The sequence below is a fragment of the Nocardia amikacinitolerans NBRC 108937 genome (assembly GCF_001612615.1).
In the GTDB taxonomy this organism is placed as follows: Bacteria; Actinomycetota; Actinomycetes; order Mycobacteriales; family Mycobacteriaceae; genus Nocardia; species Nocardia amikacinitolerans.
This window is the reverse complement of record NZ_BDAU01000034.1, coordinates 84084-104839: the sequence shown is the minus strand read 5'-3', so window position 1 is coordinate 104839 and position 20756 is coordinate 84084. Positions and strand designations below refer to the sequence as shown.

Annotated in this window: 17 protein-coding genes; 11 read left to right on the top strand and 6 right to left on the bottom strand. The window is 71.1% G+C overall.

All coding sequences use genetic code 11. From position 1 onward, the window contains the following. The first annotated feature begins 64 nt into the window (after nucleotides 1-64). Nucleotides 65-295 (top strand): mycoredoxin, encoded by a 231-nt coding sequence (locus NAM01S_RS25200; RefSeq protein WP_067789586.1) that lies wholly within the window; start codon nucleotides 65-67, stop codon nucleotides 293-295. Nucleotides 296-298: 3 nt separating this feature from the next. On the opposite strand, the gene nudC is transcribed toward NAM01S_RS25200, so the two are convergent. Together nudC and NAM01S_RS25190 are read right to left on the bottom strand one after the other, a co-directional pair. After that, complete coding sequence (gene nudC / locus NAM01S_RS25195; RefSeq protein ID WP_067789486.1) at nucleotides 299-1198, bottom strand: NAD(+) diphosphatase; 900 nt, start codon at nucleotides 1196-1198, stop codon at nucleotides 299-301. 25 nt (nucleotides 1199-1223) lie between these two features. Then, nucleotides 1224-2288, bottom strand: a complete 1065-nt coding sequence (locus NAM01S_RS25190; RefSeq protein WP_067789483.1) for a potassium channel family protein — start codon at nucleotides 2286-2288, stop codon at nucleotides 1224-1226. Nucleotides 2289-2430: 142 nt separating this feature from the next. Here NAM01S_RS25190 and NAM01S_RS25185 point away from each other — a divergent pair, with 142 nt between their 5' ends. Beyond that, nucleotides 2431-2832, top strand: coding sequence for a DoxX family protein (locus tag NAM01S_RS25185; protein WP_067789478.1), 402 nt, complete (start codon nucleotides 2431-2433; stop codon nucleotides 2830-2832). Nucleotides 2833-2968: 136 nt separating this feature from the next. On the opposite strand, the gene NAM01S_RS25180 is transcribed toward NAM01S_RS25185, so the two are convergent. Both NAM01S_RS25180 and NAM01S_RS25175 read right to left on the bottom strand, forming a co-directional pair. Then, nucleotides 2969-6559 (bottom strand): ATP-dependent helicase, encoded by a 3591-nt coding sequence (locus NAM01S_RS25180; RefSeq protein ID WP_067789475.1) that lies wholly within the window; start codon nucleotides 6557-6559, stop codon nucleotides 2969-2971. Next, nucleotides 6556-10485, bottom strand: coding sequence for a PD-(D/E)XK nuclease family protein (locus tag NAM01S_RS25175; protein WP_373862694.1), 3930 nt, complete (start codon nucleotides 10483-10485; stop codon nucleotides 6556-6558). The genes NAM01S_RS25180 and NAM01S_RS25175 overlap by 4 nt, the downstream gene beginning before the upstream one ends. Nucleotides 10486-10717: 232 nt before the next feature. On the opposite strand from NAM01S_RS25175, the gene NAM01S_RS25170 reads away from it, so the two are divergent. The 9 genes from NAM01S_RS25170 to mtnC all read left to right on the top strand — a co-directional run bounded on the left by NAM01S_RS25170 (nucleotide 10718) and on the right by mtnC (nucleotide 18287). Further along, nucleotides 10718-11494, top strand: a complete 777-nt coding sequence (locus tag NAM01S_RS25170; RefSeq protein WP_067789577.1) for an alpha/beta fold hydrolase — start codon at nucleotides 10718-10720, stop codon at nucleotides 11492-11494. Between the two features lie 10 nt (nucleotides 11495-11504). After that, nucleotides 11505-11825: an MGMT family protein gene (locus NAM01S_RS25165; RefSeq protein ID WP_067789472.1), complete on the top strand. Its 321-nt coding sequence runs from the start codon at nucleotides 11505-11507 to the stop codon at nucleotides 11823-11825. Between the two features lie 9 nt (nucleotides 11826-11834). Next, complete coding sequence (locus NAM01S_RS25160; protein WP_067789469.1) at nucleotides 11835-12584, top strand: VOC family protein; 750 nt, start codon at nucleotides 11835-11837, stop codon at nucleotides 12582-12584. 101 nt (nucleotides 12585-12685) lie between these two features. After that, nucleotides 12686-14425, top strand: a complete 1740-nt coding sequence (locus tag NAM01S_RS25155) for an NTP transferase domain-containing protein (RefSeq protein WP_084483283.1) — start codon at nucleotides 12686-12688, stop codon at nucleotides 14423-14425. 123 nt (nucleotides 14426-14548) lie between these two features. Then, a complete protein-coding gene (locus tag NAM01S_RS35315) occupies nucleotides 14549-14713 on the top strand; it encodes a hypothetical protein (protein WP_157107903.1) in 165 nt (54 codons plus the stop codon). 195 nt (nucleotides 14714-14908) lie between these two features. Beyond that, nucleotides 14909-15256: a DUF1330 domain-containing protein gene (locus tag NAM01S_RS25150; RefSeq protein WP_067789466.1), complete on the top strand. Its 348-nt coding sequence runs from the start codon at nucleotides 14909-14911 to the stop codon at nucleotides 15254-15256. A gap of 111 nt (nucleotides 15257-15367) precedes the next feature. After that, complete coding sequence (locus tag NAM01S_RS25145; protein ID WP_067789571.1) at nucleotides 15368-17035, top strand: bifunctional S-methyl-5-thioribose-1-phosphate isomerase/methylthioribulose 1-phosphate dehydratase; 1668 nt, start codon at nucleotides 15368-15370, stop codon at nucleotides 17033-17035. Next, entirely contained in the window at nucleotides 17032-17607 is a 576-nt protein-coding gene (locus NAM01S_RS25140; RefSeq protein ID WP_067789465.1) for a 1,2-dihydroxy-3-keto-5-methylthiopentene dioxygenase, read from the top strand. Before NAM01S_RS25145 ends, NAM01S_RS25140 begins: the two co-directional genes overlap by 4 nt. Beyond that, entirely contained in the window at nucleotides 17604-18287 is a 684-nt protein-coding gene (mtnC, locus tag NAM01S_RS25135; RefSeq protein ID WP_067789463.1) for an acireductone synthase, read from the top strand. The genes NAM01S_RS25140 and mtnC overlap by 4 nt, the downstream gene beginning before the upstream one ends. A gap of 62 nt (nucleotides 18288-18349) precedes the next feature. Here the strand turns inward: mtnC and NAM01S_RS25130 are convergent, their stop codons facing one another. Further along, complete coding sequence (locus tag NAM01S_RS25130; protein ID WP_067789568.1) at nucleotides 18350-19291, bottom strand: hypothetical protein; 942 nt, start codon at nucleotides 19289-19291, stop codon at nucleotides 18350-18352. A gap of 428 nt (nucleotides 19292-19719) precedes the next feature. Continuing rightward, nucleotides 19720-20565 carry a helix-turn-helix transcriptional regulator gene (locus NAM01S_RS25125; RefSeq protein WP_067789460.1) on the bottom strand — a complete coding sequence of 282 codons (846 nt, stop codon included), beginning with the start codon at nucleotides 20563-20565 and terminating at the stop codon, nucleotides 19720-19722. Nucleotides 20566-20756: the final 191 nt, after the last annotated feature.

Below are 20756 nucleotides of genomic sequence, written 5' to 3'. Positions count from 1 at the left end.
TGGAACAGGACGAGGTAGTACAGCGTTGAATGGATCCGTGACTGACGTGAACCCCGTTCTGACCATGTACTCGACCACCTGGTGCGGCTACTGCCGCAGGCTGAAGAAGCAGCTGGACGAGTCGGGTATCAGCTATGTCGAGATCGATATCGAGCAGGACCCGGCCTCGGCCGAGTTCGTCGGCAGCGTCAACAACGGCAACCACGTGGTGCCGACGGTGAAGTTCGCGGACGGCTCGACGGCGACCAATCCGTCTTTGGCCACCGTCAAGCAGACCCTCGCCGCCCTGGCCTGACGCTCAGTCCAGCGCCGCCCACGATTCGACGATGGTGCGCGCGATGGAGATGGAGCCGGGCAGCAGCAGTCGCACGCCCTCCCGTTGGCCGGACCAATCACCGGCCGCGAGGGCCTCGCGCACCTCGGCCCTGGTGAACCAGTGCGCCTCGGCGATCTCGCCGTCGGAGAAGGTGAGCGGCTGCTCCGGGTCGGCGACCGCGGCGAAGCCGAGCATCAGCGATCGAGGGAACGGCCACGGCTGACTGCCAAGGTAGTGGATGTCGCTGACGTCGAGGCCGACCTCCTCGCGCATCTCACGCGCCACGCAGCGCTCCAGCGACTCGCCCGCTTCGACGAAACCGGCGAGCAGCGAGAACAAGGTCTTCGGCCAGGCGTGCTGGCGAGCGAGCAGCACCCGGTCGCCGCCGTCGTGGATCAGGACGATGACGGCCGGGTCGATGCGCGGGAACTCCTCGTGCCCGCTCTCGGTGACGCGCGACCAGCCGCCCTTGGCCGACGACGTCGCCGAGCCGTCGTACGCGCTGAAGCCGGACTTGTCGTGCCAGTTCAGCAAGGCCATCGCGGTGGAGAGCAGCCCGGCGGTGAAGTCGTCCAGCTCGCCCGCGACGACGCGCAGGTCGGTGAGCTCGCCGGTGAGTTCGTTGTCACGTATCGCCCACAGGTGCCTGCCCTCGGCGATGCCGAGGAACACCGCCGCCGGGCTCGGCACGGTGGACAGTTCGACTGCCGCGTCGAGAACCAGCGCGCCGCCCTCGAAGCGCACCTGCCCCCGCCGGTTGATGCGGAGCAGCCCGGCCTTGGCCCACCCCTCCTCGAGCGCTTTCTCGTCCGCGCGGATCTCCTCGGCTCGGTCGACCGCGGCGCGGGACAGCAGGGGTATGGCGTTCAGCTGAAATGACACGCTTCGAGATTACTTCTGGACGGCGTCACTTCGCCGCGCGCCGGATGTAGAGCAGCTTGTCGCCCGCCTCGATCGCGTCCACCTCCGGCTCGCCGACCCGGATCAGGTCGCCGCCGCGCACCACGCCGAGCACGATGTCGCTGAGATGCCTTGGCGAACCGCCGATCTCGCTCGCCTCCACCTCGCGTTCGGCCACCGCGAAACCCTGCTCAGGGGTCAGCAGGTCTTCCATCATCTCCACCACGGTCGGTGTGGTGGTGGCGATGCCCAGCAGGCGACCCGCGGTCTCCGAGGAGACCACCACCGAGTCGGCGCCGGACTGGCGCAGCAGGTGGATGTTCTCGGCCTCGCGGATGGCGACCACGATCTTGGCCTTCTTGTTGAGTTCGCGGGCGGTCAGCGTGACCAGCACCGCGGTGTCGTCGCGGTTGGCCGCCACGATCACCGCCGCGGCGTTCTGCACACTGGCCAGTCGCAACACATCGGACTGGGTGGCCGAGCCGTGCACGGTCACCAGGCCCGCGTTGGCGGCGCGCTCCAGCGCCACCATGTCGGTGTCGACCACCACGATGTCGGCGGGCTGCACGCCGTCGCCGAGCATGGCGTCGATGGCGGTGCGCCCCTTCGTGCCGTATCCGACGACCACGGTGTGATTACGCACGGTGCGCCTCCAGCGCTGAATCTTGAATGACTGACGGGATCGTTCGGTGAGCACGCTGATGGTGGTACCGACGAGCACGATGAGAAAGAGGATGCGCAGCGGGGTGATGACGACGATGTTCGCCAGCCGCGCCTCGGGCGACGCCGGGGTGATGTCGCCGTAGCCGGTGGTGGACAGCGACACCGTCGCGTAATAGAACGCGTCGAGGAAGGACAGTTCGTCGCCGGTGTTGTCGCGGTACCCCGCCCGCCCGAGGTACACCACGGCCGCCGCGGTGAACAGCAGTCCGATGGCGAACGCGATCCTGCGGCTCAGCGAAACCCACGGACTGATCTGCGTCTCCGGAATGCGCAGCACGCCGACCAAAGCGAAGTCCGGACGGGTCGACAATCCGACCTTGGACGCGCGGTCCCCGAGATCACCGAGCATCGCACTCACCTGCCCGCTCGTTCGCCGCGCGGTCTACCTCCGGCACTGTTTCTCCCTCCGGCACAGCACGGGAGCCTACCGGGTCCGCGCCGCACCGCTCGGACTCGACGCGAACAGCCGGTGAATGTCAGGGTGAGTACCCATGGCAGACATTCGACCGACCACCGACGATGGCCGACGGCCCGCGCTACTGCTGGCGGCCTTGCTGTTCGGCGCCGGGGTGATGCACTTCGTGGCGCCCAAGTTCTTCGACGCGACGATCCCGCGAGCGTTGCCCGGCCGGGCCCGCGACTACACCTATGTCTCCGGCGTCGCCGAATTCGGTGTGGCGGCGGCGCTCGCGGCGCCGCGCACCAGGCGGCTCGGCGGGCGGCTCGCCGCGCTGTTGTTCGTCGTCGTCTTCCCCGCGAACGTGCAGATGGCGGTGGATGCGGCGCGCAGCGAGAAGGCATCCCGCGCGATGAAGATCGGGACAGTGCTGCGGCTGCCGCTACAGATTCCCTTGGTCACCACGGCGTGGAAAGTCGCGCGCCGTAGCCGATAGGTGTGCCGCGGGTTCGGTCGGATCGCACTGCGGCGGTCTAGGCGTGCGGACGGATCGGACGGATCGTCCTGTGTCCTTTGCAGGTCTGCCCCGGGACAGGTCGCACTGACCGAACGGGTCTCGCGGCGCTGCCGAGTCAGTCGTCCTGTCTGACCGGCGCGGCCGAACGGATGAGTTCGGCGAGTTCTTCGGGTCCTGGCAACTCCGCGGGCGCGATGGTGCGGCCCGAGCGCACGTAATGGAAAGCGGCGCCGATCTTGTCGAGCATCTCGTGTTCGGTGCCGCCGTGCCGCGCGGCCATCAGGCGGGCCCAGGCCAACCGGTAGATGGCCAGCTGCATGGCGACCGCCGGCTCGTCGGCGGGTCCGGGTTCGGCACCGGTCTTCCAGTCGACGACGGTCCACCCGCCGCCGGGTTCGGCGAACACCGCGTCCATGCGGCCGCGGATCACGGTGCCCGCGATCGACGTTTCGAAGGGCACCTCGACGTCGAGCGGACTGCGGTGCGCCCACGGCGAATTCAGGAACGCGTCCTGCATCCTGGCCAGCTCGGCGTCGACGCTCGCGTCGTGCGGGTCGGGTTCGCCCGCGCCTGGCAGCTCGTCGAGCCCGAGCAGCCGGGTGCCCGCGAACCAGCGCTGCACCCAGGCGTGGAACGCGGTGCCGCGGCGGGCCAACGGATTCGGCGGGTACGGCAGCGGGCGGCGCAGGCGCCGAGCGAGTTTCGCGGGATCGGCGCGCATCTCCACCAGGGCGGTGGCGGGAATCTGGCCGGGCAGTTCCACCACCTGGGCCTCGGCGAGGCTCGCCGCGTGCTCGGCGAGCAGCGCGTCGACGTCGGCGGCCCAGCCCTCCGGGTCGTCCGGGTCGACGGCCTGATCGGCCGGGACGAACTCGTCCGGCGGCGGCTCGAAGTCGTCGGGTGGCGGTGCGAAATCGTCGGCGGGAGAAGTCAGTTCGTCGATCGAGAACAGCGCTTCCGGCTCGGCCTCTAGCACCGGCGCGGTTGCCTTGGCAGGGCTCTCGTCTCGTGCGGATGATGCCGTGGGCCGTGCGTCGGCGGGCTTGGCGCGCAGGTCCGCCAGCGCGGTACGGACCAGAGCGGCGCCCTGCTCGATCGGGTCGCGGCGCGGGCCGAGCGGGTCGCGCGGCCACTCGGCGGTCGCCGGATTGTCGGTGAACGGATTGACCGCGTCGACCTCGGGCGGATCGTCCCACCGCGCGATGTCGAGCACGCCGAACGCGGGCCCGCCTGCCGACTCGCTCGCGTTCTTCAGCTCCAGAAGGAAGTCCGACGGTCCCTTGGGGGTCGAGCCGGTCTCTGCCCAGTGGTGCGCCGAAACCAGCAGCACCCGTTCGGTTCTGGTGAGCGCGACGTAGAACAGCCGCCGTTCCTCATCGAGGCGCCTGCGGTCCAGCGCGCCCTTGTGCGCCTTGATGGCGGCCTCCAGATCGGCCCGGTCGTACAGGTCCGACAGGTCGAGGACCGGGACGCCCTCGGCGGCGTCGTCCTGGATGCGGTCGCCGCGCAGCGAGGTCGGCAACTCGGCGAGCGCGCCGAGCCACGTCGCCGAGGCGGCGCCCGAGGGGAAGACGCCGCGCACCACGTGCGGAACCGCGACGATCTCCCATTCCAGCCCTTTGGCCGCGTGCACGGTCAGCACCTGCACGCGGTCCTTGGCGACCTCCACCTCGCCGGGCTCCAGCCCGTTCTCGACCGACTCGGCGGCGGCGAGGAACGCGAGCAGACCGCTCAGCGTGGCGCCTGAGTCGGCCGCGTAGCCGGCGACGACTTCGGCGAACGCGTCCAGATGTTCGCGTCCCGCTCCGGTACCTGCCATGGCGCGGCGCGCCTGGGTCTCGACGCCGACGCCGATGGTGCGCTCCACGTCGGCCACGAGTTCGACCAGCGGCTGGCCGCTGCGTTCACGCAGTGCGGCGAGTTCCCTGCCGAGCGCCTCGATGCGGCTGTAACCCGAGGCCGAATAGTTCTCCGGCGGACCGGGATCGGCGATCGCGTCGGCCAAGCCCGCCTGCTCGGCCGGTTCGGGTGCCACCTCGCGCAGCGCGGCGGCGAGCGCGGCGCTGTCGGTGATCTCGTCGGTCTCGCCGCCGGAGAGTCTGCTGATGGACAGTTCCCGCGCGCGCTTGGCGAGCGCGGCGAGATCGGCGACGCCGAGGCGCCAGCGGGCGCCGGTGAGCACACGCACGGCCGCGCTGCCGGCGGCGGGCTCGGCGATCAGGCGCAGGGTGGCGACGATGTCGGCCACCTCCGGCGTGGCGAGCAGGCCGCCGAGCCCGACGATCTCCACCGGAAGTCCTTGGTTGCGTAGCGCTTCCGCGAGCGGTGACGCATCGGCGTTGCGGCGCACCAGAACCGCCGAGGTCGGCGGCGGCTCCCCCGCCGCGTGCCGCGCGGACCATTCCGTCGCGATCCGCTCGGCGACCCAATCCCGCTCCTCGGCAACGGTTTCGGTCAGCGCCACCGCGACGACGCCCGGTTCGGCATGGGGTTTGGCGCGCAGTGCGTCGACGGTCACCCCGCCCGCGTCGAGCGCGGTGCGGCGCAGCGGTTCGGCGACCAGGTTGGCAAGCGCGAGCGCCTCCGGCGGATTGCGCCAGCTGGTCAGCAGCGGCAGGATCGGCGCTGGCACGCCGGGGGCCAGCGGGAAGTCGGTGGCGAAACGGGGCAGGTTGGCGGCCGACGCGCCACGCCAGCCGTAGATGGACTGCATCGGGTCACCGACCGCGGTCACCGCCAAACGCCGTGCGACGCCGCCAGTTTCGGGACGCAGCTCGGAAGCCGCCGGCGCTTCGCCGCCGAACAGCGCGGTCAACAGGATGCGCTGGGCGTGGCCGGTGTCCTGATACTCGTCGAGCAGGACGAGCCGGAACCTGCCGCGCTCGGCGATCGCCACCTCCTGATGCTCGGCCGCCAGCCGCGCCGCCAGCGACATCTGGGCGCCGAAGTCCAGCGCGCCGCGACGGCGCAGCGCGGCGGCCAACTGCTGGACGAGCGGCAGCAGCGCCACCCGCTCGCGCTGCACCTGCACGATGGACAACAGCGCCTGGCTCGGCCCGCCGCGCTGACGCGGCCCCGCGGGCAGGGTGTGCACGAGCTTTTCCAGCTCGGTGTGCGCCTCGGCCAGCTGTTCGGCCTCCACCAGGTGTTCGGCGAGCTGACCGGAGAGCGCAAGCACCGCCTCGGTCACCGAGACCGGCGTGCGGTCGGTGTCCAGGTCGCCGTCCCATGCCCGCACCACCTGGTGCGCGAGCTGCCACAGCTGCGTCTGGGTGAGCAGCGTGGCCGACGGCTCCACCGGAAGCAGCAGGCCGTGCTCGGTGAGCAGCCGACCTGCGTAGGAGTGGTAGGTACTGATCTCGGGTTCGGCGCCGGAGAGCTGGGCGCGCAGCTCGCCCGACGCGTCCAGATCGCGCAGCAGCTGTGAACCCGCCAGCCTGGCCAAGCGGGTACGGATGCGAGCGGTCAACTGCTGCGCGGCTTTTCGCGTGAAGGTCAGGCCGAGGACCTGATCGGGCAGCACCAGCCGATTGGCCACCATCCAGACCACGCGCGCGGCCATCGTCTCGGTCTTGCCCGCGCCCGCGCCCGCCACGACCAGGGTCGGCCCGGGCGGCGCGGCGATCACGGCTGCTTGTTCGTCGGTCGGGGGTGGCAGGCCGAGCGCCTCGGCGATCCGCAGCGGCGACACCGCGGGGTGACTCACTCGTCGGTCACCTGCCTTCCGGTGTCCTGCACCGGGCAGCTGCCCGCGACCGCGCAGTGACGACACCCGTCGTTGCGCATGGCGAGGTAGCTCGGCCCGCGGGTGGACGCGGCGGCGTCGTGGATGGTGTCGCGCCACTTGTCCAGCGCCGCGCGGTCGAGCGGCTCCTGCATGCGCTGGGTGGCGCCCTCCTTGCTGCTCGGCTTGGCGACGTACACCAGCCGCGCGCCACCCGGTTCAGCGGCGGATTCCGTTGGCCCGCCGTCGTTCTCGTCGAGCGCGCCGAGCGCGGCGGCCACCTGGTAGGTCGCCAGCTGCGCGTGGTCGGCGGCGGCCTGCTTGCTGATCGGCGTCTTGCCGGTCTTCACGTCGACGATCACGAAGCGGCCCATGGCATCCCGCTCCAGCCGGTCCACCCGGCCCTTGATCCGCACCGGCGGTTCGCCGTCGCCGCGCGGCGCGAGCACGGTGTCGACGGGCACCTCGACGCCGACCTGGGTGAGTTCGCCTCGAGTGTTGCGGATCCAGGCCATGAACGTCTCCAGCATCGCCTCGGTGCGCCGCAGCTCCTGGCGGGAATGCCAGCCGGTGCCGGGATCGATGGCCTGCCACGCCCGGTCGAGCGCCGCGCGCACCTGCGCCTCGGGCACCTTGCCCGCCAGCGCCTGCACCAGGGTGTGCACCAGATTGCCTTTGACGGCGTGCGGGTTGTCGCCGTCGGTGCCGCCGTGCCGTTCCAGCGCCCAGCGCAGCGGGCAGGTGCGCAGCAGCTCCACGGTGGACGGCGACAGCGCGACCGCGGTCTCCTCGTCGTCCCACAGCGGGCGCAGCGAGCTGAGTTCGGCTGTGCCGTACCACTCCTCGGGATGGGTGCCGCGCACACCGGCGTGCGCCAAGCGTGCCAGCTGGTGCGCGGCCCTGCGGCGGCGCTCCGGGTCGGCCTCGGCGTCGCAGACCACGCCGCGCAGCTCGGCAACCAGCGAGTGCATGACGAGCGCGCGACCGGGATCGGCCACCGGCAGCGCGCCGGGCTCGGTGTCGTCGTCGTGGCCGAGCAGCTCGGAGAGGAAGCGCGAGGGCACCAGATCGCGCTCGCCCGAGACGGATTCGACCGCCGTCACCAGCAGCGAACGCCGCGCCCTGCTGCACGCGACGAGCAGCAGCCTGCGCTCCTCCGCCAGGATCGGCGCGGCGCGGCTGACCTGTTCGCCCGCAAGACCGATGCCAGCGCCGAGATCGACCAGGTCCTCGGTGTGCAGCAGGGTGCCGCGCGGCCGGGTGTTGGGCCAGATGCCCTCCTGGACGCCCGCGACCGCGACCACGTCCCACTCCCGGCCCGCCGCGGCGTGCGCGCTGAGCAGGGCGACCGCCTCACCCGGCGCGGTCAACGGCGCGGTGTCCTGTGGAATCTCCTGCTGCACCAGGTATTCCACGAAACCCTCGATACCGGCCCGAGGAATACGGTCGACGTAGGCGGCCGCGGCGTCGAACAGGCCGACGGCGGCGTCGAGATCGCGGTCGGCCTGCATGCCGACCGCGCCGCCGCGTTCGGACTGGGCGACCCAGCGCCGCTCCAGGCGCGAGGCGGTCCACAACGCCCACAGCACGTCCTCCAGACCGGTGGCCCGCCTGCGCGCCTTGCGTGCGCGATCCAAGGCGTCGAGCACACGGCGCAGCGGGGCGGCCTCGACGTCGGTGAGGCGGTCGAGCAGTGCGCGATCGCCGATGCCGACCAGCAGATCGCGCAAGACCTCGGCCGACGACTGGTCGAGCGGGCTGGGATGTGCCGTGTCGCTCGGGGTTTCGTCGTCCTGTGCCGAATCGGCGGCTCCGCGATCAACCGGGCGCTCGTCGCCGGGACGGCTCGGCGTCGCACTGTCGTCCGCGTGCTCGGCGACCTCCAGACCCCATTCGAGATCGGCTTCCCGCCACTCCGATTCGCTGACGATCGAGTCGGGGTCGACGGCCGACCACTCGGTGTCCCCTGCCTCCGTATCGAATTCGTCCTCTGGCGGCGCATCCTGCCTCGAAAGCGCGTCCGGCGGCGCATCCTCCGCCGAAAGCACGGCCGCCGGAGCATCATCCGACGAAAGCACGTCCGACGACGCATCATCCGGCGGGGGCGCATCATCGGACGGCACATTCTCCGGCGAAAGTGCGTCCGACGGCACGTCATCCCGCGAAAGCGAGTCCGACGGCACGTCATCCGGCGAAAGCGAGTCCGACGGCACGTCATCCGGCGAAAGCACGTCCGACGGCACGTCATCCGGCGAAAGCGCCTCCGGCGGCGCATCCTCCGGCGAAAGCATGTCCGACGGCGCGTCCTCCGGTGGAAGCGCCTCCGGCGGCACGTCCTCCGGTGGCGGGGCATCCTCCGGCAACGGCACGTCGTCCGACGTCGTCGCCGCGGCCCACACCTGTCCTTCCGCACGCCTCGCCGACTTGCGCTCCAACTCGAGCACCGCGCGCCGGACACCGCGACGCAACCGCCGCAGCGTGATCTGGTCCGCGCCGCCGAGCGGACCGGAGAGCAGATCGAGCGCGTCTTCGGCGGAGAACATCGACTCCCCCGCTCGGCGCGACCGTTCCCCCGCGAGCAGCGCGCGCAACGCGAGCAGCATCCAGGCCGCGCCGCGCCGCCGCGCCAACGGCACGTCCAGCGCGGGCTGCTGCACCGGAACGCCTGCCGCGAGCAACGCGCGCCGCAGCGGAGCCAGCGAGAGCGGGACCGAGCGGACGATCACGGCCATCTCCGACCACGGCACCCCGCCGGTGAGGTGGGCGCGCCGCAAATGGTCGGCGATCAGCGCCGCCTCCTTGGCGGGCGTGGCGAGTACCCGGACGCGGACCGCGGCGCCGTCGTCCGCGGGCGCCGACGCGCGGTCGGGTAGCGAAAAGCGTTGCGGCGCACTGCCGGGCAACCTTGCCGCGACCCTGGCGACGGCCAGCTGGACCTGCGGTCCGGATCGGTGGTTGTGCCGCAACACGATTCGCTGTTCCTCGGGCCCACCTGGCTCGGCCGCGAAGCGCGGGTCGGCGCCGCGGAAGGCGAAGACGCCCTGATCCGGATCGCCAGCGACGACCGCGCAGTGCGCCGCCGCCCCGATGACGCGGACAAGGAGCGCCGCCTGCGGGTCGAGATGCTGCGCGTCGTCCACCAGCAGGTAGTCGATCCTGGCTCGTTCGGCGGCAAGCAGATTCGGGTCGGTGGCGAGCGCGTCCAGTGCCGCGCCGATCAGCTCGGCGGCGTCCAGCGCGGGCGCGGTCGCTTCGGGCGCCTCGACGCCGACCGACCAGCGCAGCAGCATGGCCTGCTCGTAGCGCTGCGCGAAGCGGCCCGCCGCCACCCACTCCGGCTTGCCGTGCTCGCGGCCGAGCGCCATCAGATCCTCCGGGCCGATGCCGCGTTCGGTGGCCCGCAGCATGAGGTTGCGCAACTGCTCGGCGAACCCGGCGAGGCCGAGCGCGGGCTGCAATCGCTCCGGCCACAGTCCGGTCGCGCCGTCGGCGAGGTCGTCGAGGTCGCCGCGCAGCATCTCGCGCAGCACGGCATCCTGCTCGGCACCCGTCAGCAAACGCGGCGGCGGGTTGCCGTGCGCGGCGGCGTGCCTGCGCAACACCGCGAAGGCGTAGGAGTGCAGGGTGCGCACCAGCGGCTCCCGCGTCGCACCGGGGACGCCGCCTTCGGCGTCGGGTCCGGTACCGCTCAGGCGCGCGGTGATGGCGTCGCGCACGGTGGCCGCCGCCTGCTTCGAATGGGTCAGGAGCAGCACCGATTCCGGATCGGCTCCGGCCGCGATGCGCGCGGCGGCGAGGTCGGTGAGCAGCGCGGTCTTGCCGGTACCCGGTCCGCCGAGCACCTGCCAGGGCCGCCACCCCTGGCGCGCGGGGGCGGGGCCCGCCATGGCCTCGAGCAGTGGGCGCACGTCGGCGCCCCAGAGCCGCGCCCGGGGTGCCGTTGCGTTCCGGCGAACAAGTCGCACCGCGCTATCCGATCGCACCACGTCGGCTATTGCAACAGACGGGGCCGACACGCCGCGGCCCCGCTCCGGCCGGACGTTGTCCACGTCACGGCCACCTCCGCGACACCGGGGCGTCGACCACCGCCGACCGGCCGCCCGGGATGACGTGCCGCGCCCGACCCGACAGAATGGCCCGGTGCCGACTCTCCACGTTCACCGCTTCGGTCCCGCCACGGGCCCGACCGTGCTCGCCCTGCACGGGCTCACCGGGCACGGCCACCGCTGGGCCGCGCTGGCCGCCGAGCATCTGCCCGAGGTCCGTGTCGTAGCGCCGGACCTGCGCGGACACGGCCGGTCGACCTCGCTGCCGCCGTGGGACTTCGAGACCATCGTCGCCGACCTCGTCGAACTGCTCGCCGCCGAGGTCGACGGGCCGGTGCTGGTGGTCGGCCATTCCTTCGGCGGCGCGGTCGGCGTGCACCTGGCCGCGCGGCACCCGGAGCTGGTGCGCGGGCTCGTCCTGCTCGATCCCGCGATCGCGGAGGACGCCGGCCTGCTCTCCGACATCGCGGCGCGGACCATCGCGCACCCCGACTACGCCGACATCGAGCACGCGCGCAGGGACAAACTCGCCAGCGCCTGGCACGACGTCGAATCCCGGCTGCTGGAGGCGGAACTGGCCGAGCACCTGGTGCCCACCGAGAACGGCAGGGTCGGCTGGCGGCTGAGCACGCCCGCCGTCATCTCCTATTGGGGGCAGCTGGCGCGCGCGTTCGTGCTGCCGCCGGCCGAGCTGCCGACGGTGCTCGTGCAGGCCATGAAGGTGCAGCCGCCGTTCGTGACCGCCGAGTTCCGCGCGGCACTGGCCGCACACCTCGGGCCGCGGCTGACCGTGCACGAGTTCGACTGCGACCACATGGTCGCGCAAGCGCGTCCGGCCGAAACCGCGGCCCTGATCCGCGCGGCGCTGTAGGGACCGCGCCATGCCGACCTCCGACGCGCAGATCGAGCTGGTGCGCGAGCTCGTCGCGAGCATTCCGCCCGGCATGGTCGCCACCTACGGCGACATCGCCGCGGCGGCCGGGCTCTCGACCCCGCGCACGGTCGGCTGGATCATGCGCACCGACGCCGCCGACCTGCCGTGGCACCGCGTGCTGCGCGCGGGCGGCAGGCCCGCCGCGCATCTGGCCGACCGTCAGTTGCGCCTGCTCGCCGCCGAGGACGTGCCGATCGAGGACGGCAGGGTGAATCTGCGCGAGGCGCGTTTCCGGTTTCCCGAAGTTCGGGATGCGCCAAGGCGTTAACGTGGAATCATGTCCACCCGCCTGGCGTGTGTCGTCTTCGATGCGCAGCGGCCGCGCGTCGTCGCGGAGTTCTGGGCTCAGCTGCTCGGCTGGTCGGTGACCGTCGACCGGCCGGACGAGGTCGACGTCGCCGCGCCCGACCCGGACGGCCTCGACATCGCACTGACCTTCCTGCCTGCGGACATCCCGAAGAGCGGCAAGAACCGTCTGCACCTCGACCTGGCGAGCCGCTCGCTCGACCACCAGCGAGTTCAGGTGGATCGGGCGCTCGCGCTCGGCGCGCGGCATGTCGACATCGGACAGGGCGGCGTGCCGTGGGTGGTGCTCGCCGACCCCGAGGGCAACGAGTTCTGCGTGCTCGAGCCGAGGGAGCAGTACGTGGACACCGGCGCGGTGGCGGCCATCGTGGTGGACACGCGGGATCCGGCGCGGCTCGCCGCGTTCTGGTCCACCGCCTCGGGCTGGCCGATCGCGCACTCCGGCGCCAAGGTCGCGGGTCTTCGTTCGGCGACGGGCCTCGGGTCCTGGCTGGAGTTCGTCCGCAACCAGGACGCGAAGCAGGGACGCAACCGGCTGCACCTCGATCTGACGGCGTTCCCGACCGACGATCCCGCCGCCGAGCTGGCACGGTTGCGCGAAGCGGGCGCGACGCCGGTCGACGCGGGCGCGTTCGGCGGCGTCCCCGGCACCGTGCTCGCCGATCCAGAGGCCAACGAGTTCTGCTTGCTCCGCCGGGCGACGGACCTGTCGCGCGTCTGAGCCGCGACCGGGATCGCCCCGCCGACGGCCTGCGTTCCCCGGCCGCCGCGCGCCCGAATTAGCATTTCGGACATGATGTACCTCGGTGCGGAGCCAATCCGGTGACGGCCGCCGACGCGATCGTGCTCGCGGGCGGGCGGGCCAGCCGCATGGGCGGGGTCGACAAACCCGCGATCGTGATCGGCGGCCGGTCGATGCTGGACGCGGCGCTCGCCGCGGTCGCGGGCCGCGGGCGCACCGTCGTCGTCGGGCCGCACCGGCCGGAGCTGAATCCGGAGATCCGGCAGGTCCGCGAGGTGCCGCCGGGCTCGGGTCCGGTGGCCGCGGTCGACGCCGGATTGCGCGCGCTCGCCGGTTCCAGGGCGCCGCTGGTGGTGGTGCTCGCCGCCGACATGCCCTTCGTGACGCCGGGTACGATCGCCGAATTACTCAGGCACGAAGCCGAATCCGGCGCCGAGGCGGTGTTCGCCGCGGACGAGTCGGGCCGCCCGCAGTATCTGATCGGCGTCTGGCGCCGCTCCGCGCTCAATGCCGCACTCGCCGAACTGGATTCGCTGACCAATCAGCCGATGAAGGCGCTGGTGCCCGCCGACACCGTGATCGTCGGGCTGTCCGGTATCGCCGACTGCGACACCGAGGACGAGGTGCGCCAGGCGCGAGCACGGGCTGCGGACACGACGCCGCTGACACTCGACGAAGCACGAAACACGCTGCGCGACGGCCTCACCCGGCTCACCGCCTACCGGACGGACCTGCCGAGCGTGCGCGGCGCCGCGCTGGCCGCGCCGCTGACCGCGGCCGAGGCGCTGCCTCGCTTCGACGTCTCCGCGATGGACGGGTACGCCGTCGCCGGGGACGGGCCGTGGCGGTTGCGCCGCGACATCGGCTTCGCGGGCGGACAGCGCCCGGTCGGTCTGCTGCCGGGTGAGGCGGTGCGCATCGCCACCGGAGCGCACGTGCCAGACGGCACCACCACCGTGGTCCGTGACGAGTTCGTCCGGGTGGGCTCCGACGAAACCCTGCACCGCCTGCCCGAGACACCGATCCGCGACGACATCCGCCGCCGCGGCGAGGACCGCTCACCCGGCGATCTGGTCGCGCCGCAGGGCGCTCGGGTGACCGCCGCGCTGATCTCGGCGGCGGCCAGCGTGGAGGTCACCGAGGCCGCGGTGCGCGGGCCCGTCCGCGCGCGCGTCGTGATGACCGGCGACGAGATCCGCAGCGACGGCCCGCTGCGCGCCGGCCAGACCAGGGATTCGATCGGGCCGATCCTGCCGGATCTGCTCGCCGGGTCGGGCATCCGGACGGTGGACCGGGTGCACCTGCGCGACACCCCCAACGGCTTCGACGAGGTCCTCGCCGCGTCCACCGACTGCGACCTGCTGGTCATCGTCGGCGCGACGGGCGGCGGCGCGGCCGATCAGCTGCGCGGCGCGATCGCGCGCGCCGAGGCCCGCGTGCTGGTGCCGCGCCTGCGACTACGTCCTGGCGGGTCCACCATCGTCGCCGAAACTCCCGGCGGGACAACTGTTCTCGGCCTGCCCGGGAATCCGTTCGCGGCGGTCGCGACGCTGCTCGCGCTCGCGCCCGCCATCGTGGCGGGACGCACCGGCGCTCAGCCGGGTCGCCCGCTGACCGGCCCCCTGCACAATGCCGCCGACGTGTCGGGACCGGTCACCCGCATCGTGCCCGCGCGCATCGCCCCGACCGGTGGCTGGATCGGCGATCCGACGGTGCGCACGGCCCATCTGGGCGGTCTTGTCGACCGCGACGGGCTCGTCGTCGTCCCCGCCGAGGCGTCCGACGGCATTTCCGTGGAATTCCTACTTCTGCCGTTCTGAAAAATCGGCCTCCGACCGGCGGCTCTCGACATGTTTTCGCTTTCCCCTTCCTCGAGTGATGCGCGCTCGCTATGGTGTTGTCGTTAGGCGAAATCAAATCACTTCGGAAAGGACCGAGTGGAGATGGCTGAAAAGTCGAAGAAAACGCCTAAGAAAATGCCCAAGCAGATGCCCCGGCAGCAGCAACAGCAGCGCCAAGAGCAGGACCAGAGGGGCATGAATCGAGCTGGGCGAGACCGGATGCCCGAAGACCAGCGGGAGCAGGACCGGCGTCACGGCCAGAACTGAGCGACTCCGAACTGCGTCTGCCGGTTTCTGCGGAACCGGCAGACGCAGTTTCTTTTCGTAGAGCTCACTAATTCATTGGAACGGCACAATCCCTTCGATCTATTACCTCGCGGGTAATCGACGCGCGACGCGAGCGGCGATACGTTCGACACACCGCTCGCCACGGAGCGGCACGCCGCGTCGAAGGGATCAATTATGTCCGCCTATGGCTTCGCCCACCTGCGCAGCCGCCGTCCACACCCGGAGATCCTGGAATACCTGGAACGCATCCAGGACACCTTGGACCCGTTCGACGGCCGGTTCGTGATCCACGGACCGCCCGCCGAGGTGGTGGAAGGCGAGTGGCCAGGCAGCATGGTGCTGATCGAGTTCCCGGATCTGGCGCGGGCGCGGGCCTGGTACCGCTCGCCCGAGTACCAGACGATCCTGCGGCTGCGAGCCGATCACATCGACGGCGACCTGGTGCTCGTCGAGGGCGTCGGGCCGGACTACGACCCGCGCGAACGTGCCGCGAAGCTGCGCGCCGAGGCTGCCCAGTCCTGAGTCTGCCCGATCTCGAGTCTGCCCAGCGCCGAGCCGATTGTCGGCGACACCGCCCGGTCGGATACCGTTTACCAGGCAGAATGCAGCTCTTCGCGACAAAGGATGCGCCTGATGGACGACAGTTCCCTGGTCTGGGACGACGGTGCCCTGGTCACCATCGACCAGCGCGGGCTGCCCCACGAGGTGCGCGAGCTGCGGCTCGGCACCGTGGACGAGATCATCGAGGCCATCAAGACGCTCGCCATCCGCGGCGCGCCCGCGATCGGGATCGCGGGCGCGTTCGGCGTGGTCATCGCGACCGCCGCGCACACCGTCGACGGTGTGGTGGACGAGGCGCGGGTGCGGGCCGAGGCCGACCGCATCGCCGCAGCGCGACCGACCGCGGTGAATCTGGCCTGGGCCGTCGAACGGGTCCGCACCCGGATTCCGGCCGGAGCCGACGCGGTGCTCGCCGAAACCCTGGACATGCTCGCCGAGGACGGCCGCGTCAACCGGGCCGCCGCCACGCACGCCGCCGACCTGGTCCAGCGACTCTGCGCGGACCGACCGCTGCGGGTGCTCACCCACTGCAACACCGGCCGCGTGGCGACCAGCGCGTTCGGCACCGCGATCGGCACGCTGCGGGTACTGGCCGAGCGCGGCGCGATCGAGAACGTGCTTGTCGACGAGACCAGGCCGCTGCTGCAAGGTGCGCGGCTGACGGCCTGGGAGCTGGCCGAGGCGGGCATCCCGCACCGGCTGACCATCGATTCGGCCGCCGCGTGGGCGATGGCCACCGGCCAGGTCGACTGCGTGCTTGTCGGCGCGGACCGGGTCACCGCCAACGGCGACGTGGCCAACAAGATCGGCACTTACGCCGTCGCCCTCGCCGCGCACCGGCACGGCATCCCGTTCATCGTGGTGGCGCCGGAATCGACGCGGGACCCGAACACCGCCACCGGCCGCGACATCGTCGTGGAGGAGCGGGCCGCGGCCGAGGTCACCGGATTCGGCGGCGTCGCAACGGCTCCCGCGGACACCGAGGTGTTCAACCCGGCCTTCGACGTGACGCCGAGCGAGCTGGTCACGGCGGTCGTCACCGAGAACGGCGTGGTGCACGGCACGAACAGTGCGGCGACAGAACCTGTTTCGGCGGCCCGAACCGAACTCGCCGACATCGCAAGGGAACTCTACGGCCGCGGCTGGATGCCGGGCACGGCGGGCAACCTCTCGGTGCGCGACGGCGCGACCGCCGTCGTCACCGGCAGCGGACTGTCGAAGGGCGAACTGACCCCAGCGGACATGGTGACCGTCGCCGTCGAGGACTCCGCCCCGCTGCCGGGTCAGCGGCGGAAACCCTCCGCCGAGACCACCATTCACACCGCGGTGTACCGCACCACCGACGCCGGAGCCGTCGTGCACGTGCACTCGCCGTACGCGACCGCGCTGGCGACCGAGGCCGGCGCGGCCGAGCGCGAAACTACCCTGCGCATCACCGATTTCGAGCTCATCAAGGGACTCGGTTCCGCCGACCCGTCGGCGATCGATATCCCGGTGTTCCCCAACTGGCGCGACGTCCCGCGCATCGGCGCCGACATCGAACGCTATCTCCGCGACAACCCCGCCGCCCCACCGGTGTTGTGCATCGCCGGGCACGGCATCACCACCTGGGGGGAGAATCTCTCCCGGGCGCGCGATCGCGCCGAATGCCTGGAGGCGCTGTGCGAACTGGTGATTCGCACCGGCCGCAGGCACGCCTTCGCCACGCCCGCCGAGTCACTCGAGATTGGACTGACATGACCCTGCTCCAGGTGATGGCCGCCGACAACGCCGCCGACGTGCGGGTGCGGACCACCGACGACACCGTGATCGCCGCCGAACTCGCCGCGCACGGCATCGCGTTCGAGCGCTGGCCCGCGCTCGAAGAGGCCGCCGCGACCTCCTCCGATGACCTGCTCGCCCACTACGCCGACCGGGTCGCCGAGCTCAACGCCTCCGGCCGCTACAAGCACATCGACATCGCGCGCATCCACCCCGACGACGCGAACCCCGAGTGGCCCGCCATCGCCAAGGGCGCCAGGGAGAAGTTCCTGAACGAGCACCGGCACGCCGAGGACGAGGTGCGCTACTTCGCGGCAGGCCGCGGCTGCTTCTATCTGCACCTGGGCGACGAGGTGCTCGCGGTGGTCTGCGAGGGCGGCGATCTGCTCTCGGTCCCGGCGGGCACGCTGCACTGGTTCGACATGGGTACCCGCCCCGATTTCATCGCGATCCGCTTCTTCGAGGAGGAGGACGGCTGGATCGGCGATTTCACCGGCGACCGGATCAGCGAGGGCTTCCCCACCCTCGACGAACTGCTCACCGCCTCGTGACCAGCGCGATCGTCCTCGACATCGAGGGAACAACGAGCCCGACCAACTCCGTGCGCGAGGACCTGTACGGATACACCAGGGAACGGCTGCCACAGTGGCTCGCCGACAACAGCGCCGGAGCGGCGGCGCCGGTCCTCACGGGCGCGAGGGAACTGGCCGGACGTCCGGACGCGGACATCGCCGAGGTGGCCGAGATCTTGCGCGGCTGGCTCGGCTCGGACGTCAAGGCCGAGCCGCTGAAGATCGCGCAGGGCTTGATCTGCCACGAGGGTTTCCGCAGCGGGGCGCTGCACGGCGAGTTCTTCCCCGATGTCGCGCCCGCGCTGGCGGAATGGAAGGCCGCCGGGCTGACGCTGTACGTGTACTCCTCGGGTTCGGTGCGCAATCAGCGCGATTGGTTCTCCTTCGCGCGCGGCGGCGAACTCGGCTCGCTGATCAGCGGGTACTTCGACCTGTCCTCCGCGGGCCCGAAACGCGAAGCCGCGTCCTACGACAAGATCGCGGGCGCGATCGGCGTGCCCGCGGCCGAGATCCTGTTCCTCTCGGACCACCCGGACGAACTGGACGCGGCCGTCGCGGCGGGCTGGTCGGCCGTCGGCGTGCACCGGCCCGGCGAACCCAATCCGCCGCGGCCGCCGCACCGATGGATCGGCTCTTTCGCCGAGATCGATCCCGCCTGAGCCCCGGACCGGGCGCTATCGCCCGGATCCGGGTCGGCTTACCTCCGGCCGTGCGCCGGGTGTCAGGCCCCGGACGCGCGCACCTGCGGACGCACGGCGCCGATGCGGCCGTGCTGCACTGTCGCGAAGATTCGGCGCGCGTGCACCGCGACGGGACTGGTCGACCACGGCGCGAGCGCGGTGGTGAACATCAGCTCGCACCAGGACAGTGCGGGCACGTCACCCGCGGCGAGCGTGGCGATGAGCGACATCTCGGTGTCGTGCCCGGCCCACGCGGCCAGCAGCCAGCCCGCGTCCAACCTGCCGAGGAACTCCTCGGCGTCCTCCGGCGGGCCGTGCGGGGTGTCCACCGCGAGGTGCACCGTCGCGGCGATCGCGTGGCGCATCTTGGCATCGAGGCCGACGGCGTCGTGCAGCAGCAGCGCCTCGAGCGCGGCGCGCAACTCCACGCCGAGATCGACCGTCTGCTTCCCACCGATCGAACCGATGTCTCCTGCGTCGCGGATCATGGGCAACCCTTCCTCGATGTCGTTGTTCGTGTGGGTGTCGACGGCGCGTAGATGTCTGCCGGGTGCCTGCTCCTGGGATTCGCCGTCCATCAGATCGACAAGCGCGCCAGGATTCCAGTCCAGGCTGCCGAAGACCTGGCACCAGTCCAGCGCCGGATTGTCTTCCGAGCAGATCAGGTCGAGCACGAGACCGGACATGGACGCGGTGCAGGCCAGGGTGACGATGTCGATGTCCGGTTCGGTCACCGTGAGATGCAGGGTGGCCTCGGCGTGGCCCGCGTCCGCGCGAGCCCGTCCGGCCAGCCACACCGCGCGGTTCGCGGCGGCCATCGCGCCCGCGCGCCGATCGCCGTGCGGATGATCGGCGTCGCCGTCGAGAAACGGCCCATACCACAGTGCGCGACCCTCGTCGCCGCAGACCGCGAACGTTCCGTTCGCGCAGTTCGCGGCGGCCGCCAGCGAGATATGCGGTACCAAACCGATGTCATCGACCATGAGCACACACTCCCCGCAATGTTCACGCAATCCGTTGTCTTTCGAGATCTGCACAGTGTCGCAACTAATTGCCCGACCGCGCCGATAAACGGATCAAATACGTTTCCCCAACCGTTGTCCAGACGAAGTGGAACTTCCCCCCGCGCCCTGTGAGGTACCCCCACCGACCAGTGGAAGTACCGCAGAGCCGGTACCCGCGACGGGGCATGGCATATCTCCCGCAACGCATTTCGACAGCGTAGCCCGCGCGCTATCGTCTACCCATGACTTCGTCGGAAAAGGCGCTACCCCAGCGGTTTTCGCGCACGGGTCGGCACGGCGCCGCCCCGGCGACCGCTTCGCCGACGGGGCCGACGGTTGCGCGCATGGCGATGCCGCGCGGTACGTTTCCCACGAAAACCGCGCTGCCACTGGGCCTTTACAACGAGCTACCCGCCGAGCGAACCGTTGACCGCTGCCCCGTTGGCGATGCCTGCCCGCGCCGGGTGGTTGGGCGTGCGGATGCCGAGGAAGAATTGAATCCGGCCGGGGTGACTTCCCGAATCCACCCGGAAGAGCTGCACGTCCAGGCTGAACGGCCGTCCTGTTTCGATATCGCGGAGCAGCATTTGCGGACTTTCCCGGCCGTATGCGGTTCCCCCGGCCGCCCACATCCTGCGGAATTCCGGATACCGGCCGAGTTCGGCGAGCAATTCGGTGGACCAGTCGGCGCCCGCGGACTGCCCGATGAGTCCGCGCAGCCAGTCCACGGTGAGCGCGGCCTCGCGCTCCCATTCGACCATCACCCGCTTGGACACCTCGTTGCCGAAGAACCACCGCAGGACGTTCACGTCCTCGACCAAGCCGGGGAAGACGGCGGCGTAGGCGTCGTTGCAGGACAGGACGTTCCACCGGGTGTCGAGATAGCCCGCCGCGTTGGGCTCGTGCATCGCGAGGCCGTTGCGCATGTCCTGGGTGATCTCGGCGCGCAACTCGGCGACCGTCGGTGCCGAGGCGACGGCCAGCCCGGCCAGGTCGAACAGGTGTCTGCGCTCGGCGTCGGAGAGCGGCGCGATCCGGTGCAGGTATCCGATGAGCGCTTCGACCACCACTTTCGTCGGGTGGGCGCGGTCGCCGCCCTCCAGGTGCGTGATGTAGCTGGAACTCACCCCCGCCGCGAAGGCCAGCTTTTCCCGGGACACCCGCCGGTCGTCGCGGAACCTCCGCAACAACCCGCCGAAGGTCGGCGGTCGCAGGAGATCGCCCGTCCCGGCTTCGGTCGACTTGCGTGACACAGCTATTCGCTCCTATGAAAACGTAGATGTATCAACCAGTTGGCTACTTCCAAGTGGCAGCGCTGCCGAATCCCTCGTGCTCGCGGCGTCCAGGCCACGATGCCGTTGTCCATGGCTCCAATCGTCGATGATCCGAGCTGTTGTCCATAGCGGACGATATTAACTGATATACCTTCTTTATATTCCGCACC

Excerpts from the sequence above, each read along its gene's own strand:
- NAM01S_RS25185 (WP_067789478.1), top strand. The coding sequence starts at position 2,431 with ATGGCAGACATTCGACCGACCACCGACGATGGCCGACGGCCCGCGCTA.
- NAM01S_RS25160 (WP_067789469.1), top strand. The coding sequence starts at position 11,835 with ATGTCCACCCGCCTGGCGTGTGTCGTCTTCGATGCGCAGCGGCCGCGC.
- NAM01S_RS25145 (WP_067789571.1), top strand. The coding sequence starts at position 15,368 with ATGGACGACAGTTCCCTGGTCTGGGACGACGGTGCCCTGGTCACCATC.
- NAM01S_RS25150 (WP_067789466.1), top strand. The coding sequence starts at position 14,909 with ATGTCCGCCTATGGCTTCGCCCACCTGCGCAGCCGCCGTCCACACCCG.
- NAM01S_RS25140 (WP_067789465.1), top strand. The coding sequence starts at position 17,032 with ATGACCCTGCTCCAGGTGATGGCCGCCGACAACGCCGCCGACGTGCGG.
- NAM01S_RS35315 (WP_157107903.1), top strand. The coding sequence starts at position 14,549 with ATGGCTGAAAAGTCGAAGAAAACGCCTAAGAAAATGCCCAAGCAGATG.
- NAM01S_RS25130 (WP_067789568.1), bottom strand. The coding sequence starts at position 19,291 with ATGGTCGATGACATCGGTTTGGTACCGCATATCTCGCTGGCGGCCGCC.
- NAM01S_RS25190 (WP_067789483.1), bottom strand. The coding sequence starts at position 2,288 with ATGCTCGGTGATCTCGGGGACCGCGCGTCCAAGGTCGGATTGTCGACC.
- NAM01S_RS25165 (WP_067789472.1), top strand. The coding sequence starts at position 11,505 with ATGCCGACCTCCGACGCGCAGATCGAGCTGGTGCGCGAGCTCGTCGCG.
- NAM01S_RS25200 (WP_067789586.1), top strand. The coding sequence starts at position 65 with ATGTACTCGACCACCTGGTGCGGCTACTGCCGCAGGCTGAAGAAGCAG.